The sequence below is a fragment of the Glutamicibacter sp. MOO4 genome, from assembly GCF_056934395.1.
In genome coordinates this window covers 2,784,115-2,802,878 of the sequence record NZ_CM167800.1, presented here as the reverse complement: position 1 = coordinate 2,802,878, position 18,764 = coordinate 2,784,115, and the positions used below count along the sequence as shown (strand labels likewise).

Here is an 18,764-nt window from a genome sequence, read left to right as displayed (position 1 = left end):
AAGGCAGCTCAGGAAGCCAACCAAGCTCAGCGTCACGGCGATCGGGCCACTAATGCCGTGCAGGTATTGAGTCCAAGTCATATTCAGTGTCACCAGTAGTGCCACCAGAAATCCTCCGGTTAAGTAACTGATCGCCGAACTCATGGTGAACCTTTCGTCGCGATACTTGACTATGGCGAGACTAGCACTGTGAGCGGGCAAGGTGAAGTAATTCATAGCAGTAAGCGTGCCGATGTTTTTGGGTTGAATCCTGATTGGTCCCACGGGCCTTGAGCGAGCGCGGACGGTTAGGATGATTCCATGAGCGAAAAGGAGCAACCTCGACTGGCCAGTGCATTAGCGCAAAAGGTTGTCGACACCATTGCCCCAACTATCAATCGCCATGTGAACATCATGAATGCGCACGGGATTATCATCGCTTCCAGTGATGCGTCCCGGGTTGGGACGCTGCACGAGGGCAGCGTTCAGGTGATCCGTCGCAATGAAATCATTCGGGTCACTCAGGCTGATGAATCCGCTGGAACCCAACCGGGAGTGAACCTTCCGCTGCGATTGAACGATCAGTTGTGCGGAGTGGTTGGCGTGACCGGCGCACCACATGAGGTTGAACCGCTGGCTGATCTGATTGCCTTAACCGTGCAGTTGCTCTTCGCTCAGGAACGCGAGCATTCGCACAGTGCTCGGAAGGCTGCCGAAGCCAGGGACATTATTTCGGCTCTACTCGCCGGACACGTGGCCGCTGAAGTAATCGAGCGAACCCTAGAAACACACGGGCTGCGCGCACCATGGCAACTTGAACTGTGGATACCGCGCAGCGAACAGGATCCTGAGTTGGAGCAGCCTGCGCTCGACGGGATACGCACCGCATGGGTGGGGCTATTTGGTGCTCACTGGCGACTTCGGAAAGCCGGTGGTGAGGCAGTCGACGCCCCGAAAGCTAATGATCGCTATCTTGTCGGGCCGGAGGCTCCGGACGCAGGGGAACTATTGGCGCAGGCCGAAGTGTTGCGTACTTTGGTGGCTCGTCCGGGGCTACTGCCGCAACACGGACATCAGGCAATCTGGAATCAGGATATCGCCGTAGCTGTGGCGCGCACGCCCGCACGGAGCCTGAAGTATCTGGCCCTCAAAGCGCAGGTGCTGAACCAAGAGCAGGCCAAAACCCTGCTGGTGGTAGTCGCCGCATCCTCCATGGTCGAGGCAGCAGAATCCTTGCATATTCACCGCAATACGCTGGTGCAAAGGTTGGAACGGATCGGCCAGGTGACGGGCGTTGAGATTCGACAGGCCGCTGAGTCGCTACGTTTGCAGCATGCTGTGTATGCCCGGATCGCGCTGGATGAATTGCGAATCTTCTAGCCGGAGTTCTTGCAGGCAAGCGCCTTAGTAGTGGTAGCGGGCCTGACTCGTATGAGGCGCGTTAGTCCTCAAGGTCAGAACGGTCCAGTTCATGCTCGGTCCGTACTCCGTTGCGAACTCGCTCATAGGAATCGAGTAGTCGGCGAGCGTTTGCCGGGGGAGTGAAAAAGATACGCGGATTCTTGCCATGCCGCGTATTCGTCAGCGGGCATGAGCACCGCGTTGCCCTTACGGGAGACGATCTCGATAGCTTCTTGATCAGCATTAACCCGCTCGATTAAGGAGAATAGGGTCTTACGGGCTTCACTTGCGCTGATCGCCATGACGTCTCCTGAAACTAAAAGCGTTTATTAGAACCAAGTTTGCGGGACAACTCGATAAATGACTAGATGCACGAGTTGGCGCCCAGCGAGGAGCTGATCTTTGGATCTCGCGCACACATTTCACCCCTTGATCCCTATGAATTCTGGGCACATGCCCATAGGTTATTTTTTGTCTGGTTCCTAGTATTGGCACAATGGTTGCTCTTTAAGCACGGTCGCACCGAATGTTTTCGACTGCGTGTGATCGCGTAACCAAAGCTTGAGCCGCGTTGGTGAGCAACGAACTATCAATATTGGCAAAGGAGCCAACCTACCGTGTACGAGCTTATTGTTCTGTTGATTCTTGTGGTCGCCATTGTGCTGGTGACCGCACGATGGAAAGTCAGCCCCTTCCTTGCACTGATTGGCGCCGCAATTCTTGCCGCCTTTGCCTACAAGATCCCCTTGGCTGAAGTAGCCAGTACGGTCACCACCGCTTTTGGTAGCACCATGGGCAACATCGGCCTGGTGATTCTTTTTGGCACGATGATCGGCATCATCCTGGAACGATCCGGCGCAGCCATCTCCATGGCGGATGCACTAATCAAGGTGTTGGGAACAAAATTCCCTAATCTGACGCTGACGATCATCGGCTATATCGTCTCGATTCCGGTCTTCTGCGACTCGGGCTACGTGGTGCTCAACTCGCTGCGCAAGGCCATCACCCTGCGCACCGGCGTCTCCGCGCTGGCTACGTCGGTGGCGCTGATGACCGGTCTTTACGCGACGCACACCATGGTTCCGCCAACTCCGGGACCACTGGCTGCGGCCGCAAGTATTGGCATCGCCGATAACCTCGGATTGATCATCGCGGTAGGTCTGCCAGTGGCAGCAATTTCTGCTCTAGCCGGGCTGGCCTATGCCAGCCGGTTTAACAAGTCCACCTGGGCTCCACTGCCTTCCGAAGACGAAAACGACCTGGCTGATCTGGACTACGAACAGTTGCGCGCTAGCTTCGGCAAGCTGCCGCACCCGGCTTTGGCCTTCTTGCCGATCCTGGTGCCGTTGATCCTGATCTGTGCGGCGTCGATCGCCAAATTACCTTCGCAACCCTTGGGTGCGGGAACGCTTGTTGAGCTTCTGTCATTTATTGGAACCCCGGTGATCGCGTTGATCTTCGGTCTGCTTTCGGCCACCTTGTTGTTGCGTGGGGACAATAAGCTCGCAGACTTCAATGAGCAGATGCATGAGTCGGTGCGCACCGCTGCGCCCATCTTGTTGATTACCGGTGCTGGTGCAGCATTGGGTGCTGTGCTGGCCGCGTCAAAACTGACCACGATTCTTTCGGATTCTCTCAGTGGTCTTGGTCTGGGCTTGGCGGTGCCGTTCCTGATTGCGGCGGCGCTGAAGTCGGCGCAGGGATCGTCCACGGTTTCCATGGTGACCACTTCCGCGCTGGTCGCGCCGATGCTCGCATCTTTGGGTCTGGATTCCCAGCTGGGCATGGTGCTTAGCGTTCTGGCCGTAGGCGCTGGTGCGATGGTAGTTTCGCATGCCAACGACTCGTACTTCTGGGTGGTTTCGCAGCTCAGCCGGATTCCGGTGATTACCGCGTACAAGACCCTCAGTATTGCTACGGCGATTCAGGGTACCGCCGCCTTTGTGACGGTATGGATCCTTGGGGCTGTGCTGCTTTAAGACGTGCTGCTCTAAGGTCCTGTCGAGTGCTTCGTACGCACCGCGCCTTCATTGCCCTTTGGTGTTGAAGGCGCGGTGCGGTTTTTAACTTCTAGGCGGTTGGGTACTGCTTGGCGACGTTGTTGGCCCGGAAGCCCGCGACGAGCAGAAGTGCCAGGCATGCAATAAAGCCGGCAGTAGCGACGACAAAAGCGGCGGGGAAAATCTTCAGCAGGCTAAAAACAGCCGCAATGACCAAGAGGATCCATCCGGTCCAGGCCGTTACGCGAAGCATCGGTGCAGCGTGATGGTGAGCAGCTAACCACGCTTCATCGCTGGAGAGGGTATGGCGGGTTCTGATGCCCACCATGGTATTTCGCTTGAGTCGCCCATCGGCGGATCGTGGTGCCAAGATGCTCGCAGTGAGCGCGAGGATAGCTAGACCGAACATCAAACTGAGCGTGCTGAATGAATCCATGGAATTTCTCTGCCTTCGGTGTGCTTGTATTCAGTCTATACGGTTGTCATATTTCTCAAAACCCAAGACATCACCAAATTTTCACCACGGATAGTCAAATACTCGCCGATTCACACGAAGTCATAGGCCGAAATGCGGCGACGGTTTTTGGGTCTGATTGGGGCCCCGACCATGACGTTTCATGACGATATTCCGGCAGGTGACGCGGGCTCTATCGCGGTGGGTTCGCCGATGTTTCACTGGAGGGACAAACCATCCAGAGCGGCTGACAGACCTGGTTCCGTGACGCCGCAGCAAGTAGGGAGAACGAAGATGACTGTACTAAGTACGCAACTACCACGCGTCCCCTACATCGGAACCGCCGATGAAGCCGAGCTTGATCGCTGGCGCAAAGTCGCCCAGAATGTGGCGGACCAGCTGGCTGTAGATGCACTGGAACGCGACCGCAAAAACGAGCAACCATTCGCTGAGGTGAAGTTGCTGCGTGAAGCCGGACTACTGGATCTGCTGGTTCCTGCCGAGTTTGGCGGAGCAGGAGGACACTGGGAAACAGGCTTCGAAGCGGTACGCATTATTGCTGCCGCCGATGGTTCGGTCGGGCAGTTGCTGGCCTACCACTACATCAACCAGTCGGGCATTGCGTTCTACGCGGCCCCAGAAACTCAAGGCCAGTGGTGGCAGCGCACGGTTGAGGGCGGCTGGCTCTGGGGCGACTCGGTCAACCCGATTGATCCCACCTTGACGCTGGTTCCCCTAGGTGATGGCTTCACCCTGAACGGTGGCAAGCGTTTCTCCACTGGTTCCGGCGTTGGTGAAGTCATCGTTGTGAATGCTGAAATCACCGAGGGTGAACGCGCCGGTGAGGTGCTGGCCTTTGTGATTCCGCGCGACCGCGAAGGTCTGGAAATTTTTGATGACTGGGATTACCTAGGTCAACGACTGAGCGCCTCAAACTCGCTGAAGTTCCACAATGTACAGGTGCAGGCCTCAGATATCCTCGGTCCGGTCACCGCAGAGCCGGTGTCCACGCTACTGACTCCGGGAATCCAGCTAGCCTTTGTGAACTTCTACTTAGGCATTGCCGAGGGCGCACTGGCTCGTGGCAAACGGATCATCTTGGGACGCAAAAACGCTTGGCTGTTCTCCCAGGCAGAAACCTACTCTCAAGATCCGATTTTCCAGCGCACCATCGGAGAGCTTAAGGCGCGCACCGCAGCGGTGGCGGCGTTGACCGAAAAATTAGGGCGCAAATTTGATGCCCTACTTTCCAAGGCAGGCGAGGTGACCCAGCCCGAACGCGCGGCGCTCGCCGTAGAGATTGCAGAGGCCAAGGTGGTGTCCACCGAAACCGCTATTGAGGTTGCCAACCGCATCTTTGAGGTCACCGGATCCTCGTCGGCCGCGAGCTCGGTGGGCTTGGATTTGTTCTGGCGCAATGTGCGCACCCACTCGTTGCATGACCCGGTGGACTACAAAAAGATCGAGGTTGGTGCCTACTTCCTGCGCGGAGAATCCCAGCCACTTTCGCTCTACACCTAAACCACGGATAGGATCCAACGATGACTGCACTTGCTACAGGCAATTCGCGCGCGACTCTCAAGGCGCGCTTCGCACCGATTTTTGAGCAGATCGCGGCCGGCGCCGCCGAACGCGACCGAACCGGTGAGCTGCCCTATCAGCAGGTGGCGGACCTTGCCGCCGCCGGTTTTGGTGCGGTTCGTATTCCAGAATCGCATGGCGGAGCAGGTGCCACCCTGCCCGAGCTCTTTGAACTCTTTGTGGATTTGGCTGCCGCTGATTCCAACATCGCCCAAGCGTTGCGGGCGCACTTCGCCTTTGTGGAGGATCGGCTGATCTCTGCTCCTGGTGCGGGCCGGGATAAGTGGCTGGCCCGTTTTGTTGATGGTGAGCTGGTGGGCAACTCTTGGACCGAGGTCGGTACGGTGAAGGTCGGGGACGTGATCACCAAGGTCACCCCGGACGGTGAAGGTGGGTTCCGGATTAACGGCACCAAGTACTACTCCACCGGCTCGATCTTCGCTGACTGGCTGGATACCTACGCGGAGCGCACGGATACCGGCAAGCGGGTGATCGCCGCGGTCAACCGGCACCAGCCAGGGGTTGAGCTGGCCGATGACTGGGATGGTTTTGGTCAGCGCACCACCGGCACCGGAACCTCGACGTTTACCGATGCGATTGTGGCCGAAGAAGATCTGATCGACTTTGATACCCGCTTCAAGTACCAGACTGCTTTTTATCAGCAGGTGTTGCTGGCGGTGCTGGCTGGTTCGGCCAAGGCGGCAGAACGTGATTTTGCGGCAGAGTTAAAGGCACGCAAGCGCACGTTCAGCCATGCGGCAGCCAATGTGGCCGCGGAGGATCCGCAATTGTTGCAGGTCATCGGTGAGGTTTCGGCGGTGGCATTTGCCGCGGCGGGAACGGTGGAACGTGTTTCGCAGGCTCTTGAGTCTGCCTATGAAACTGCGTTGGCTTTGCAGTCGGGGCAGATTTCGGTGGAAGAAGATGAAGCCGCCAATGATGCTGCCGAAGTGGCCAGCGCCCAGGCTCAGGTGGTGCTCACCCCGCTGGTGCTCAACGCCATCACCCATGCCTTTGATGCGTTGGCCGCTTCGGCCACCAGCGTTTCGAAGAATCTGGATCGGCACTGGCGCAATGCGCGCACCGCAGGTAACCACAACCCGTGGGTGTTCAAGGCGCGTTTGATCGGTGATCTTGCGGTCAACGGCACTGAATTGCCACGTGTGTGGGCCATCGGCGCCTCGAAGTAACCGTCAAAAATCTTGCAGGCCCAGCATTCTTTGCCGATGCTGGGCCTGCAGTATTTTGTGCGTCGCGGCCGGGCTTCATTTAGGAATGGTTGCCCGAGCTGTGGGTGGTTTGCGCTGCTGTTGTCTGGAGTCGTTGCGTGCTCTGTGAGAATTTTTCGATGCGTCGTTCTGGCCCAAGAACTGGTTCTTGGGTGCTGTAGGCGACCTTTTCCATCCGCACGAGGTGCAGGTCCAGGCCACTTCACGCATTGTCATCTGGGAATCTTGACGCTGGCCAGCGTCGTGGCCACCTTCGTTGTCCCAGCTTTTTAATTGGCGTTGCTCATCGATGTATCGACGGGTTTCGGTTTCTACCAACGTGTTTCGATAACACCGTGGGCAGCTGATTGGCTTATCCATGACGGATTCTCCGTTACTGCTTTGCCCTTATTGCTGCGAGTGTCGCAGGCTTTGTGAATTGATGTGGATGCCATGTCACGGTGGCTAAAGAGTGATATCCGGTTCAACACTGCTGCGTTAATCTGAACGCCGTCCTAGAAATTGAAGGACAGCACAAGAGCTTGATGCCGGAAGGAGGAAACCTCTAACGAGGTAAAAAGTGGAAGTAAACTCCAATTTCAGTTTACGCCGGTTTGACCAAGATGTACTGGGAGTTGTCACTGAGAGCAGGGCTTGGGCGCATCGGGTGCTCGCTCAGAAAGATAGCTTCCCTAACTGTCGTGGATCTCACGCACCAATGAGAGCCCAGGCACGGGGGTGCGAAATTAGACTTGTTGAGGACTTTCAACGATTTTGAGGAACACCATGACTGCTCAGGGACAACCAAATAGCCCTTTTAACTTCATTCAGGTCGTCATCGCCGCACTGGGCGCAGGCTACCTCAATGTCATCATCTTCTTCATCGGTATCGCTTCGGGCGCTTCGATGAAGGTTGGCTCTAACCCTGAGAAGGTTATCGGTTTTGATAACATCCTGCAGGCAACCTGGATCCCACTGCTGGCCTTTGGATTCATCGTGTTCTTGATCGGTCGTGCTAAGAAGGGCATCATCAAGGTTGCCCAGTGGGTCGGCTTGGTCATTGCAGTTGTATCGAGCATTTCCGCGATCATGACCGCTGCGGATGTAGCAACCGCCGTGACCTTGACCGTTATTCACATCGTGACCGGTGCTGCCTGGTTCTTCGCTGTTCACTACGGCAACAAGAAGCTGCACATTCCTGCTAAGGACGTTGTTGTAGCCTAAGGGTTCTCATACAAACAGTTCGGCACCGCAGAGACATTTCTGCGGTGCCGAACTGCTTTTTTAACGGGTACTATTTGGCGCGTAACCAAGCTGTTGTTGCTGCCGGCAACCGGCCAGCTTCATCTAATGGTGCACTGGAAAGCAGAAGGGTGCCTTCGGGAAGCGACTGCGGCTGAGCGCTGAAGTTCGTGACGCTGATCCAGCCATTTGGTCGGACAAAACTGAGCACACCTTCGCTTGCATCTAGCCACTGGAGGGACTCATCGCTTTGTAGTTCCCTACGTAGGCGCAGCGCCTCGCGGTAGAGCTCCAGAGTCGATCCCTGATTGCCATTCTGTGCCGCGACGCTTAGTGAGCCGAAGGACTCCGGCTGCGGCAGATGGGGCTGAACTTCGCCAAACCCGAAGGATGGGCCCTCGGCTTCCCAAGGGATTGGCACGCGGCAACCGTCTCGTCCTACCTCTACGCCCTTGTTCTTAAAGAAGGCAGGGTCCTGACGCTGTTCGTCAGAGATCTCGGTGACCTCTGGCAAACCCAGTTCTTCACCCTGATACAAGTACGCGCAACCGGGAAGAGCCAACTCCAGCAGTGTTGCAGCACGCGCGCGGCGAAGTCCTAGCTCCGCATCCATTACCGAAGGATCGGCCCCGTGTAGCAACCACTTCTTCGCCGAGTCTGGATCACCGGCAAGAGGTAGGCCATAGCGGGTGGCATGGCGCACGACGTCATGATTGGAGTACACCCACGTGGTCGAAGAGCCAGCGATATTCGCTTGGTCGAGATTGAAAGAAATGATCTTCTTGAAGGCCGCTGCGTCAAAGTCTGCCTGCAACAGATCGAAATTGAAAGCTTGGCCAAGCCCGGTTGAACGTGCGTAGGCAGGACGACGATCGGAGTTGGTCCAGGCCTCTGCCACGGCAATCCGGGGAGGGTCGTACTCGTTGAATACCTGGCGCCATTGAGCATAGATTTCGTGGACCTCATCACGATCCCAGATGGGGTGGGTGCCGTCCCATGGGTGGGCATCAAGCTCCGCTTTACTGGGCAGATCCGCCAACGCTACGTCTTTGGTCAGTGCGTGGGCCACGTCAACGCGGAAACCGTCCACGCCACGATCGGACCAGAAACGCAGGGTCTTGAGGAAGTCCTCTCGAACCTCGTTGTTGGCCCAGTTGAAGTCGGGTTGTTCCTTGGCAAAGAGGTGTAGATACCACTGGCCATCTCCAACTGGCTCCCAGGCTGGTCCACCGAAGATGGATTCCCAATCGGCTGGAGGCAAGTCGCCATCGGGTCCTGCTCCATCACGGAAGATATAACGATCTCGCTCAGCTGAGCCCTTGGGCGAAGCAATAGCTGCTTGGAACCATTCGTGGAGATTCGATGAATGGTTGGGCACGATATCAACGATGACCTTAATGCCTGCCTGATGAAGCTGTTGCGTCATCTGGTCAAAGTCGTCCAAGGTGCCTAGTCGTGGGTCCACGTTGCGGTAGTCGGCCACGTCGTACCCGCCATCGGCGAGAGCCGATGGGTAGAACGGCGAAAGCCAAACGGCATCGATGCCCAGGGTCTTGAGATAGTTGACCCGCGAAGTGATTCCTTTCAGGTCACCTAGACCGTCGGCGTTGGAATCCGCGAAACTGCGCGGATAGATCTGATACACGGCAGCTTGGCGCCACCAAGTAGCGTCCTTGGAAATGCTGGTGTTGGGGGTGGTGTCTTGCAGTGTCATGATGCTTCCTTTCAATGGTGTTTGCAGCCTAGGAATGGCTGGGTGTAGCGGTTAGTGCGGTTTAGGATTTGACGGCGCCTTGGGTCAATCCCGACATCACCCAACGTTGGGTGAAGAGATAGGCCACCACGCTGGGGGCCATGGCCATCAGGTACGAGGCAAAGGACACGTGGTAGTTATTCGAGAACTGTGTTTGGAAAAGTTGTTGAACCACGGGAAGAGTTTGATCTGCCTGTTGGGAGATGATCAGCGAAGGCATCATGAAGTCGTTCCACGAACTGAGAAACGCGAAGATAGCCACCGTGGCGCTCATTGGCGCCAGAAGAGGGAAGATGATCCGCCAGTAAGTGGTCCAGTTGCTGGCTCCATCGATGCGTGCGCTTTCTTCCAGCTCGCCCGGAAGGCCACGCAAGAAAGAGGTAAATAGCAAGACGTTGAAGGACAGTCCGAACATGACATGCAGAATCGCAACACCTGCCGGGTTATCTAGACCGAAGATGCCAGTGAGCTTGACCTGCGATAGGGCCAAGACCGGGAACGGCAGAAACATTGCTCCCAATAGGTAGTAGAAGCTGAAGCGATAGAAGCGCTTATTCCAGTTCCGGTGGATTGCATACGAGGCCATGGACGCCACAAGTACTGCACCAAGCACTGCTACGAGGGTAATCACCAGCGAGATAGTGAAGGCCCGCGGGAAGTTTACTAAGTCCCACGCTGCGGTGAACCCGTCAACTGAGAAAGGCTTTGGCAGCGAGAAGGCTTTCCCGTCAACGGCTTGCTTGGCGGATTTGAACGCCATTGAGATGGTGACGAACAGTGGAACCACGACGGCCAGTGCACAGATGCCCAAGATGCTGGTGGCCCACCAATTGATGCGTTCTCGTCCGATACGTGTGCGCGAGCGTTTGTTGAGTCGTTGCTGCAAGGTGAGGCTCATTTTGCTTGTCCCTTGTTGGTCAGGCGCAGTTGGAACAGCGCGATAATCAGCGAAATGATGAAGAAGACGGTCGCATTGGCCATCTGGTAGGCGTAGTCTCCGCGTTCAAAACCGGTGAAAATTGTCATGGCAATCGACCTAGTTTTCACTCCGGGACCACCGTTGGTCAGGCCGACAATAATGTCGTAGGCTCCCAAGAAATTCTTGAATCCGATAATGATGTTGATACCGATGTATCCGGTCATCAGTGGAAGGGTGACATTCTTGAGCTGCCCGAAAGAACTGGCACCATCCAAAGACGAGGCTTCGTACAAGTCATAGGGGATAGCCATTAGACCTGCTATGTAGATGAGCATCGCCGATGGCACGGCCTGCCAGGCAGTAACGATGACGATGGATAGCCAGGCGAGGTCCGGGTTAGACAGCAACGACTCCTTGAGGAAGCCAATGCCAAGGTATTCACCTACGGCGGGCAAGGTATTGGAAAACAAGAAGTTAAAAACATAGGCAATGACGATGCCGGAAATGACCATGGGCATGACAAAGATTGTCCGCAGGGCGACTCGGGCACGGATTTGTGCGGTGAGCCCGACTGCCAGGAAGAAGGCCAACGCATTGGTGAGTATGACGGTGACTAGAGCGAACCCGATTGTGAAGCTGTAGGAGCCGATAATGGCTGGATCAGTGAACAAGGCGGCGTAATTTGCCAGTCCGACGAGGTTGTAGTCGCCAAATCCCACCGAGTCGGTGAAGCTGAAGTAGATGCCCATTGCTGCTGGCAGGGTGATGGCGATGGTGAAGCAGATCAACGCTGGAACGAGGAAGCCTAAGTAGGTGGCTTCGAATTGACGCCGTTTCACCGGTCGGGTGGGAGTCGCAACCTTAGCGTCGTTGCTGGGTTTAGTGGGAGTAGTTAGTGCCATGGTGTTCTCCTGAGCTGGCTAACTGCGTTGGGCTAGTCGGGCCCAGTCCGCGTCGAGGGTTGCTAGGGTCTGCTCTACGCTGCCGCCGGTCACCAGGCCCTGCATGTAGTTTTCGAAGGGAATAGTTCGCGGAATCGCCGTTGATACTCCTTGATAGAGACGCCCGGAATCGATGTACGGCTGCATCTGCTTCAGGCGAGGGTCTTTGGTCGGCGGTGAATCGGTACGTACGCCAAAACCGAGAGCTGATTCGTTATAGGCATCTTGGATTTTGGGTTGGCAGAGGAACGCGAGGAGTTCACGTGCTTCGGCTTTGTGGTCGGACTGTTCCGGGATCCACAGCGCTAGGTCGAGATTGACCCTGATTTTCAGATCGTTGGGGTCTTCTGTCATCGGTAGAGGGAAGGCGCCGATATTGGCATCAGGATTGGTTTTGGCGATTTCAGGCAGGGCCCAAGGCCCCTGCAGGTACATGGCTGCTTTGCCATTGGCAAATGCAAGGTTGCCATCTCCGTAGCCACGATTGGCTGCGTCTTTGTTGGAGAACTTGGCCAGTTCTTGCATCTTCAGTAGCGGCTCGGTGAATGACTTCGAAAAGGTGACGGCAGCATTAGGGGTGAAATCCGAACCGATTTCTCGTAGTGCAGCAAAGTGCTGGTTAATGTCGACAGCCCCGCCCAAGGAATAGTCGGCTAATCCCTGAGAAGCGGTCCAAGCGTCTTTGAACGTGGAGTAGATGGGCGTAACGCCTAGGTCGGTCAGCTCACCGCAGAGTTCTAATAGTTCTGAATAGCGAGTTGGGATGGCGAGATCATGTTTCTCAAAAATGTCTTTGTTGTATAGAACGGCGGCGCCCATCATTGAGTAGGGCAAGACCGATGTCCGTCCGGGATAGTCGGGATAGAGCGCCAGGAGCTCTTTGATGAATGGCGCATTCGTCTTTTGCTGGGGCAAATCAGAGAGATCTGAGAGGGCTCCACGTCCTTGGAATCTTGCCATCTCAAAGTTGTAGTTGAGGCAACCCAAATCCGGTGGATCGTTGCGAGCGAATGCTGCAGAGAGTCCTGCAGTTACCTCGTGGGTTGCGGTAGTAGTTTTCTGGGAAGCATTGAACTGCCCCAACAGATCACGAAAGTAGGGGATCACTTCCGGCTTGGACTGGTTGAACCGAATTGTGGCTCGGGGGTCGCTGGGGCTGCAACCGGCCAGGGCCATGGCTCCGGTTGCCATTACCGATGCAATGAACGACCGTCGTCGCAACGGCCGTGACAAGGCACTTGATCCAAGATTCATAGGTTTCTCCAGTGGGAAGTGAAGTGGGTCACTTTATTTTCTCAGTAAATTTAGCATCTAAATAAAGTCACGTCTATACTTTGAATGTGAGTTCACCGAGAAATATTGATGCACCGAGCGCCGAGTCCCTAGAAGGCGTTACTGCGATGCGTCGTCGCAACACCCAACGCGTTCTGGATGCTGCTTGGGACTGTGAAGCAGTGACCGCCAGTGAGCTCATCTCGCTCACCGGTTTAACTCGTGCGACAGTGCTCAACCAAGCAAAAGACCTGGTTGAATCTGGTTGGCTTATCGAGGCCCAAGACACTCGGGCTGTTGGAGCTTATTCCAAAGGCCGACCGGCGCTACGTTATGAATTGAACCGAACTCATCGCCTGATTGCTGGAATCGATGCAGGCCAACACCGCATCAGCCTCACTCTCAGTGATGTGCGAGGAAATCTGCAAACTCGCGCTGAGGCAAAAGTGGATCCACTGTCTTCGGGACAGCATCGAGCTGACGTTACCGAGAAGCTACTCGCAGGCGTGTTAGCTGAATTCAACGTAGACAAGCTTGCCGCGATGGTGATCGGGGTTCCCGCGCCAGTTGATGCCTTCGGCACGTCGCCGGATGACGACAATGGTTTTTGGGCAAATATGAACCCTGATTGGAAATCCGCGCTCGGCAAATATACGCACCTCTTGAGGGTTGAGAACGACGCGAACCTAGCGGCGATTGCCGAACTGGCACATGGCACTGAAGGTTCTTTTGCCTCATTGATGATTGGTGAGCGCATCGGTGCTGGGGTTGTGGTCGACAACCACCTGCTCCGTGGAGCTAAGGGGTTGGCCGGTGAAATGCGGTTCCTTTCGCAAGTTGCCGGGGTCGGTGATGCTCACGGTTTGGGATATTTGGCTAGGGAGCAAGCAAAATCAGCGTTGGCCGCCGGCGTCAGTAGTAGCTTGGCGTCTTTGGACGCAGAGTCCTTGCGTGCAGAAGACGTATTTCAGGCAGCCGCGAACGAAGACCAGCTGGCACAGGAAATCCTGGAATCCCTCGGTGCCCGATTGGCTCGGATCAGCGCTGTTATTTCCGGCTTTGTCGGGTTGGAGCGTGTGGTGCTTTCCGGTGCGATGGCAGAAATCGTGGGGCCAGTAGTTTCCATTGCCCAGCGCGAGCTAGCTCAGGAACCGGCGCTGACTTGTGTCCAACTGACTGCTTCTACTCTGGGAAATGAAGTCGTGATGAGGGGAGCCGTTGACCTCGGAGTGCAGCTCGTGCGTACGGCTGCACCTTTCTAAAACACCGAGGAATGCAGCCCTGCGCGAGTGCGGGTGTTTCTATCGCTCCCGATGCACCGGGTAGATGAGCATTTACAGCCAGGGCACGTCTATGACGGGACGGGTTCAATCACTGGCGACTCGACCGCCTGACGCATGCGGGGCATCAACAGCAAGCTGGCAGCAGCTGCAAAACACAACACTGCAGCGGTAATCCACGCGGCCAGATAACTTCCGGTGGTCTCTCGGGATAGGCCTGCAGTCAGGGAGCCGGCACCTGCGCCGACCATATGGAAAGCGAACACCCAACCAAAAACGACAGTTGCTTTAACCGGGCCAAAGTACTGCCGGCACAAGGCCACCGTAGGCGGAACCGTGGCTACCCAGTCCAGGCCATAGAAGACGATGAAGATCCACATTATCGGCTGAACTGTGGGGCCCATCAGGGTGTGCAAGAACAGTAGCGACATTCTGCGCAGTAGGTAGTACACAGCTAACAGCAGCCATGGGCGTATGCGGTCGGTGAGCCAGCCCGAAAATACTGTTGCGAGAATGTCGAAGACACCGATGAGTGCCAACAATCCTGATGCCGTGGTGGCAGGCATTCCGTGATCGTGCGCAGCAGGAATGAAGTGCGTCTGAACCAGGCCGTTAGTCGACCAGCCGCAGATCCAGAAGGTCATCGCCAGCACCCAGAATGCCGGGTATCGAGCAGAGCTGAAGAGCACCCGTAAGGTCGCCGCGGCCATGGATCCTTCGGGCTTCGCAGCGGGAACTGCAGGTGCGGTCGCGCCGTAGGGCAGTACCCCGACCTCGGCTGGGGAGTTGGCAAAAGGTCAACGTAAAAACGGAATGATCAGTAGGGCAAAGGCGGTGACCACGAGGGCCGCAATCCGCCAGGAGCCGTTTTCAATGATGGCAACGATGGAAGGTAAAAAGATCAGCTGGCCAGCAGCGTTGGCGCCAGAGAACAGCCCCATCACCAGACCTCGTCGCTTGCTGAACCAGCGGTTGGCGACTACGGATCCGAAGACCAGAGCCATGGCGCCGGTTCCCAATCCGACAAGCACGCCCCAAAGCAACCACAACTGCCAGTAGTGGCTGATAAAAACGGACAGTCCGGCACCGGTGGCCACCAAGGCCAAAGCTGCCATCGCCACCTTGCGCATCGAATAGCGTTCCAGCAAGGTGGCAGCAAAAGGTGCGGCCAAGCCGTAAACCACCAGGTTGATGGCTACTGCTGTGGATAGTTGAGAACGCTGCCAGCCGAACTCTGCTTCAAGAGGTTCAAAAAATGCGCCGGTGGTGGACCGAAAAGCCGCTGCCGCAACCAAGGCCAAAGTGGTGACGATGGCTACCAGCCAAGCCCGGTGTACTCGGGGACGCCGGGCGGAAGGCGGAGCTATTGCGGAGTCGGGCTGATCGTTCATAAACAAAACATCACACTGGCACGCACCTGTGGCCTAGTTCGTGACTAATCTTGCGACTCTTAGCCCAGCTTCGCGGCGCTGGCAAGGGTAGCCCGAGCCTGACGCAGTAACGGTTCATCCACCATCTTCCCGTCCAAGGAGAAAACGCCCGGATGGGTCTTGGCCTCGGCCAGTACTCGTTCGGCCAACGCCACTTCGACAGCCGTTGGCGCGTAGGCCTGACGGATAATCTGCATCTGGTTGGGATGGATGGAGGCTTTGGCCGAGAAGCCAGAGGCCTTGGCATCCTGGGATTCGAGGAACAATCCTTCGGTGTCTGGGATGTTCAGATACACCGAGTCGATGGCAGCTTTTCCGTTGGCTACCGCATGGATGAGCACCTGGGAACGGGCAAAGCTGGCCACCTGGCGATAGCTGCCATCATCATGACGCGAAGAAGTCCCGCCCAGCGAGGCAATCAGATCTTCGGCGCCCCACATCAGGGCCACCACATTCGGGGCTGCCGCAATCTGCGCCACGTTGGCGATGCCGGCCGCGGTTTCACATAGCGCCACCACGTCGTAGTCAGCTAGCTGGGCAGGTTCCGCGGCCGACTGCGCCTTGGGCAACATGAGCGTGGTGTAGTTGGTACGCCGTACCGCTTCAAGGTCGCGGGCGAAGTGTTCGGTGTCTACGGGGTTCACTCGCACAATGGTGCGCGCCGGATCTAGGCTGCTTTCCACCAGTGCAGTGCGGGCTGCGTCCTTATTTTCATGGGCTACAGCATCTTCTAAATCAATGATTACCGCATCGGCCCGATCCGCGGCCTTGGTAAAACGCTCCGGCCGGTCCGCAGGGCAGAAGAGAATAGCCGGACCCATCTGGAAACTAGTCATCGGACTCTGCCTTCAACGATTCTTGGTGCGCCTGTTGGGTCCACATCAAACAGGTGCGGGTGGCGGTGGCGACAATCTCGCCGTGCTGGTTGCGTCCGGTATGCGTCATCGAGGCTAAGCCTTGGCCGGGTCGAGATTTGGAGGGGCGCAATTCGGTGATCTCGGTTTCGGTGTACAGGGTATCGCCGTGGAACATCGGGTGAGGGAAGCGCACGTCGTTGATGCCCAGCTGGCCAATGATGGTGCCTTCGGTCAGCTGCGCCACCGATTGACCAATCATGGTGCTCAGCGTCAACAGTGAATTAATCAGCGGCCTGCCGAATGGTTGGGTGGCGGCCCACGCGGCATCCAGATGTAAGCCCTGATTGTTCATGGTCATGGTGGTGAAGGCGATGTTATCCGCCTCGCTCAGGGTGCGACCGGGCTTGTGAACGTAGCTGGCTCCCAGCACCAGTTCATCAAAATACAGGCCGCGCTGTTCAAATCGTTGCTGGCTCATGCTCGGTGCTCCTGTTCAGTTTCTAGGATTGGTTCCACGGTGGCGATCACCTGTTTGGCCTTGACCAGATCTCCTGCCTGTAGCGCCGAGATGTGAACAATTCCGTCAACCGGAGCCAGCAGCTGGTGCTCCATCTTCATCGCTTCCACAATGGCCAGCACCTGGCCAGCGCTTACCTGTTGACCGTCGCTGACTTGCACAGAGATGACGGTGCCCGGCATTGGAGTCTGTACATCGGGGGAGTAGGTGCCCGATTCTTTGGCCAGGCTGGCCAACTGGCGTTCGAGTACTTCTTCACGTGACAGTTTGCGAAAGGCAGCGCTCCATCCCTGATCGCTGAGCCACAGGGTGCCATCGGGGGCAAAAGCATGTTCGATGCTTGTGGGCTCGGCTCCAACCGGCAGTGACGTTTGGACGTGAGTATCACCAACTTCGAAGTGCATGATGATCGGGCGGTGCACCCCGGCCCGCCAGCCATCGCGGGCGCCCCACGGGGTGCGCAGTGTAGGTACTTGCTGATATTCCAGCTGAGCAGCCAGCGCCAATTCGCTGGGACCGATAGTGCGGAAGGTGAACTGATCCATCTTGCGCGCAATGAGATTAGTATCCAACTGTCCGGCGGCCACCTGTTCATCGGCCAACAGCAGGCGCAAATATTCGTTGTTGGTCAGTACGCCCAGTACAACGGTGTCCGCCAGAGCGCGGTCCAGCTTGGTCAACGCCTCGGTTCGATCCTGACCCCAAGCGATCAACTTGGCCAGCATCGGATCATAGTGGGCACTGATTTCTAGCCCTTCGCGCAGGGAACTATCTACACGCACGTTGACCGGTTCTCGAACCTTCAGCACGGTTCCGACCGAGGGCAGGAAACCGGCCGATGGGTCTTCTGCGTACAGGCGTGCCTCGATTGCGTGGCCAACGAGCAATACCTGTTCCTGAGTGAAGTTCAGTGTTTGACCGGCTGCGATGCGCACCTGCCAATCCACCAGATCCAGTTTTTCTCCGTTAACCCGCACCACTTCTTCGGTGACCGGATGCTCCACCTGCAAACGGGTATTCATTTCCATGAAGAAGAACTCGTCCGGATTTTCGTCGCTGACCAAGAACTCCACGGTTCCAGCGCCCACGTATCCGACCGACTGCGCGGCAGCTACGGCGGATGCTCCGATGCGTTCACGGATTTGTGCGCCGTGCTCCAGATTTTCGAACAGCGGGGCAGGCGCTTCCTCGATGATCTTCTGATGTCTGCGCTGTAGCGAGCATTCGCGCTCGCCGAGGTGCACGGTGTTGCCGTGCGAATCAGCCAGAATCTGTACCTCGATATGCCGGGGATTGCGCACCAAGCGTTCCAAGAACAAGGTGTCATCGCCAAAGGCGTTCAGCGCGGTGCGCCGAGCGCTGGATAGAGCTTCGGGGAGCTGATCTACGGATTCCACAGCGAACATACCCTTGCCACCGCCGCCGGCCGAAGGCTTGATCAAGAGCGGGAAACCTACATCGGAGGCCGCCGCCAGGAGCTGTTCATCGCTCAAGCCCGGTTCTGCAATGCCCGGAACCACCGGAACCTGATGGGACTGCACGTGGTTTTTGGAACGGATCTTGTCACCCATGAGGTTGATGGAGTCCACCGGTGGACCAATGAGGGTGATCCCGGCAGCTTCTAAGGCGCGGGCGAATTCCACATTCTCGGAAAGGAAACCATAACCTGGGTGCACCGCTTGGGCCCCACTGGTCTTGCAGGCATCAATGACCGCGTCGATGTTCAGGTAGCTCTCATTAGCGGGAGCACCGCCAAGACGGACCGCGGTATCGGCCTGAGCAACGTGCAATGCTTGAGCATCAGCGTCGGAGTAGACCGCAACGGAACGGATGCCCAGCGCTCGCAGGGTGCGAATAATGCGCACCGCGATTTCTCCGCGGTTGGCGACCAGGACCGTATCAAAAAGTTTGTTGTTCATGGTGATCTCCT

14 protein-coding genes and 2 pseudogenes are annotated in these 18,764 nt (G+C 56.7%); 6 read left to right on the top strand and 10 right to left on the bottom strand.

The window, feature by feature from the left end:
• Positions 1-300 precede the first annotated feature (300 nt).
• Positions 301-1,359, top strand: coding sequence for a sugar diacid recognition domain-containing protein (locus tag AC1Z3F_RS13105; protein ID WP_483565974.1), 1,059 nt, complete (start codon positions 301-303; stop codon positions 1,357-1,359).
• A gap of 61 nt (positions 1,360-1,420) precedes the next feature.
• Here the strand turns inward: AC1Z3F_RS13105 and AC1Z3F_RS13100 are convergent.
• Positions 1,421-1,682: pseudogene (locus AC1Z3F_RS13100) on the bottom strand (type II toxin-antitoxin system Phd/YefM family antitoxin).
• Between the two features lie 315 nt (positions 1,683-1,997).
• Here AC1Z3F_RS13100 and AC1Z3F_RS13095 point away from each other — a divergent pair.
• Complete coding sequence (locus tag AC1Z3F_RS13095) at positions 1,998-3,359, top strand: GntP family permease (protein WP_483565973.1); 1,362 nt, start codon at positions 1,998-2,000, stop codon at positions 3,357-3,359.
• A gap of 91 nt (positions 3,360-3,450) precedes the next feature.
• On the opposite strand, the gene AC1Z3F_RS13090 is transcribed toward AC1Z3F_RS13095, so the two are convergent.
• Positions 3,451-3,816: an SdpI family protein gene (locus tag AC1Z3F_RS13090; RefSeq protein WP_131089489.1), complete on the bottom strand. Its 366-nt coding sequence runs from the start codon at positions 3,814-3,816 to the stop codon at positions 3,451-3,453.
• A gap of 312 nt (positions 3,817-4,128) precedes the next feature.
• Between AC1Z3F_RS13090 and AC1Z3F_RS13085 the strand changes: the two genes are divergently transcribed.
• The 3 genes from AC1Z3F_RS13085 to AC1Z3F_RS13075 all read left to right on the top strand — a co-directional run bounded on the left by AC1Z3F_RS13085 (position 4,129) and on the right by AC1Z3F_RS13075 (position 7,847).
• Positions 4,129-5,355 carry an acyl-CoA dehydrogenase family protein gene (locus AC1Z3F_RS13085; RefSeq protein WP_483565972.1) on the top strand — a complete coding sequence of 409 codons (1,227 nt, stop codon included), beginning with the start codon at positions 4,129-4,131 and terminating at the stop codon, positions 5,353-5,355.
• 20 nt (positions 5,356-5,375) lie between these two features.
• A complete protein-coding gene (locus tag AC1Z3F_RS13080) occupies positions 5,376-6,605 on the top strand; it encodes an acyl-CoA dehydrogenase family protein (RefSeq protein ID WP_131089485.1) in 1,230 nt (409 codons plus the stop codon).
• A gap of 804 nt (positions 6,606-7,409) precedes the next feature.
• The gene (locus AC1Z3F_RS13075) at positions 7,410-7,847 is read left to right on the top strand and encodes a DUF6069 family protein (protein WP_131089482.1); all 438 of its coding nucleotides are present in this window, start codon (positions 7,410-7,412) and stop codon (positions 7,845-7,847) included.
• Positions 7,848-7,917: 70 nt separating this feature from the next.
• Here AC1Z3F_RS13075 and AC1Z3F_RS13070 read toward each other — a convergent pair whose 3' ends face one another.
• From AC1Z3F_RS13070 to AC1Z3F_RS13055, 4 genes are all read right to left on the bottom strand, one after another.
• On the bottom strand, positions 7,918-9,579 hold the full coding sequence (locus AC1Z3F_RS13070; RefSeq protein WP_483565971.1) for a glycoside hydrolase family 13 protein: 1,662 nt from the start codon (positions 9,577-9,579) through the stop codon (positions 7,918-7,920).
• Positions 9,580-9,640: 61 nt separating this feature from the next.
• On the bottom strand, positions 9,641-10,516 hold the full coding sequence (locus AC1Z3F_RS13065) for a carbohydrate ABC transporter permease (protein ID WP_483565970.1): 876 nt from the start codon (positions 10,514-10,516) through the stop codon (positions 9,641-9,643).
• Positions 10,513-11,439 carry a carbohydrate ABC transporter permease gene (locus tag AC1Z3F_RS13060; protein WP_483565969.1) on the bottom strand — a complete coding sequence of 309 codons (927 nt, stop codon included), beginning with the start codon at positions 11,437-11,439 and terminating at the stop codon, positions 10,513-10,515. Before AC1Z3F_RS13060 ends, AC1Z3F_RS13065 begins: the two co-directional genes overlap by 4 nt.
• 18 nt (positions 11,440-11,457) lie before the next feature.
• A complete protein-coding gene (locus AC1Z3F_RS13055) occupies positions 11,458-12,669 on the bottom strand; it encodes an ABC transporter substrate-binding protein (protein ID WP_483565968.1) in 1,212 nt (403 codons plus the stop codon).
• 149 nt (positions 12,670-12,818) lie between these two features.
• Here AC1Z3F_RS13055 and AC1Z3F_RS13050 point away from each other — a divergent pair, with 149 nt between their 5' ends.
• Positions 12,819-14,012, top strand: coding sequence for an ROK family transcriptional regulator (locus AC1Z3F_RS13050; protein WP_262199063.1), 1,194 nt, complete (start codon positions 12,819-12,821; stop codon positions 14,010-14,012).
• An 89-nt stretch (positions 14,013-14,101) separates the two neighbouring features.
• Here the strand turns inward: AC1Z3F_RS13050 and AC1Z3F_RS13045 are convergent.
• The 4 genes and pseudogenes from AC1Z3F_RS13045 to AC1Z3F_RS13030 all read right to left on the bottom strand — a co-directional run bounded on the left by AC1Z3F_RS13045 (position 14,102) and on the right by AC1Z3F_RS13030 (position 18,753).
• Positions 14,102-15,421: pseudogene (locus AC1Z3F_RS13045) on the bottom strand (MFS transporter).
• A 59-nt stretch (positions 15,422-15,480) separates the two neighbouring features.
• Positions 15,481-16,296 carry an HpcH/HpaI aldolase/citrate lyase family protein gene (locus tag AC1Z3F_RS13040; protein ID WP_483565967.1) on the bottom strand — a complete coding sequence of 272 codons (816 nt, stop codon included), beginning with the start codon at positions 16,294-16,296 and terminating at the stop codon, positions 15,481-15,483.
• Entirely contained in the window at positions 16,289-16,795 is a 507-nt protein-coding gene (locus tag AC1Z3F_RS13035; RefSeq protein WP_131089469.1) for a MaoC family dehydratase, read from the bottom strand. The genes AC1Z3F_RS13040 and AC1Z3F_RS13035 overlap by 8 nt, the downstream gene beginning before the upstream one ends.
• Positions 16,792-18,753 carry an acetyl/propionyl/methylcrotonyl-CoA carboxylase subunit alpha gene (locus AC1Z3F_RS13030; protein WP_483565966.1) on the bottom strand — a complete coding sequence of 654 codons (1,962 nt, stop codon included), beginning with the start codon at positions 18,751-18,753 and terminating at the stop codon, positions 16,792-16,794. The genes AC1Z3F_RS13035 and AC1Z3F_RS13030 overlap by 4 nt, the downstream gene beginning before the upstream one ends.
• Positions 18,754-18,764: the final 11 nt, after the last annotated feature.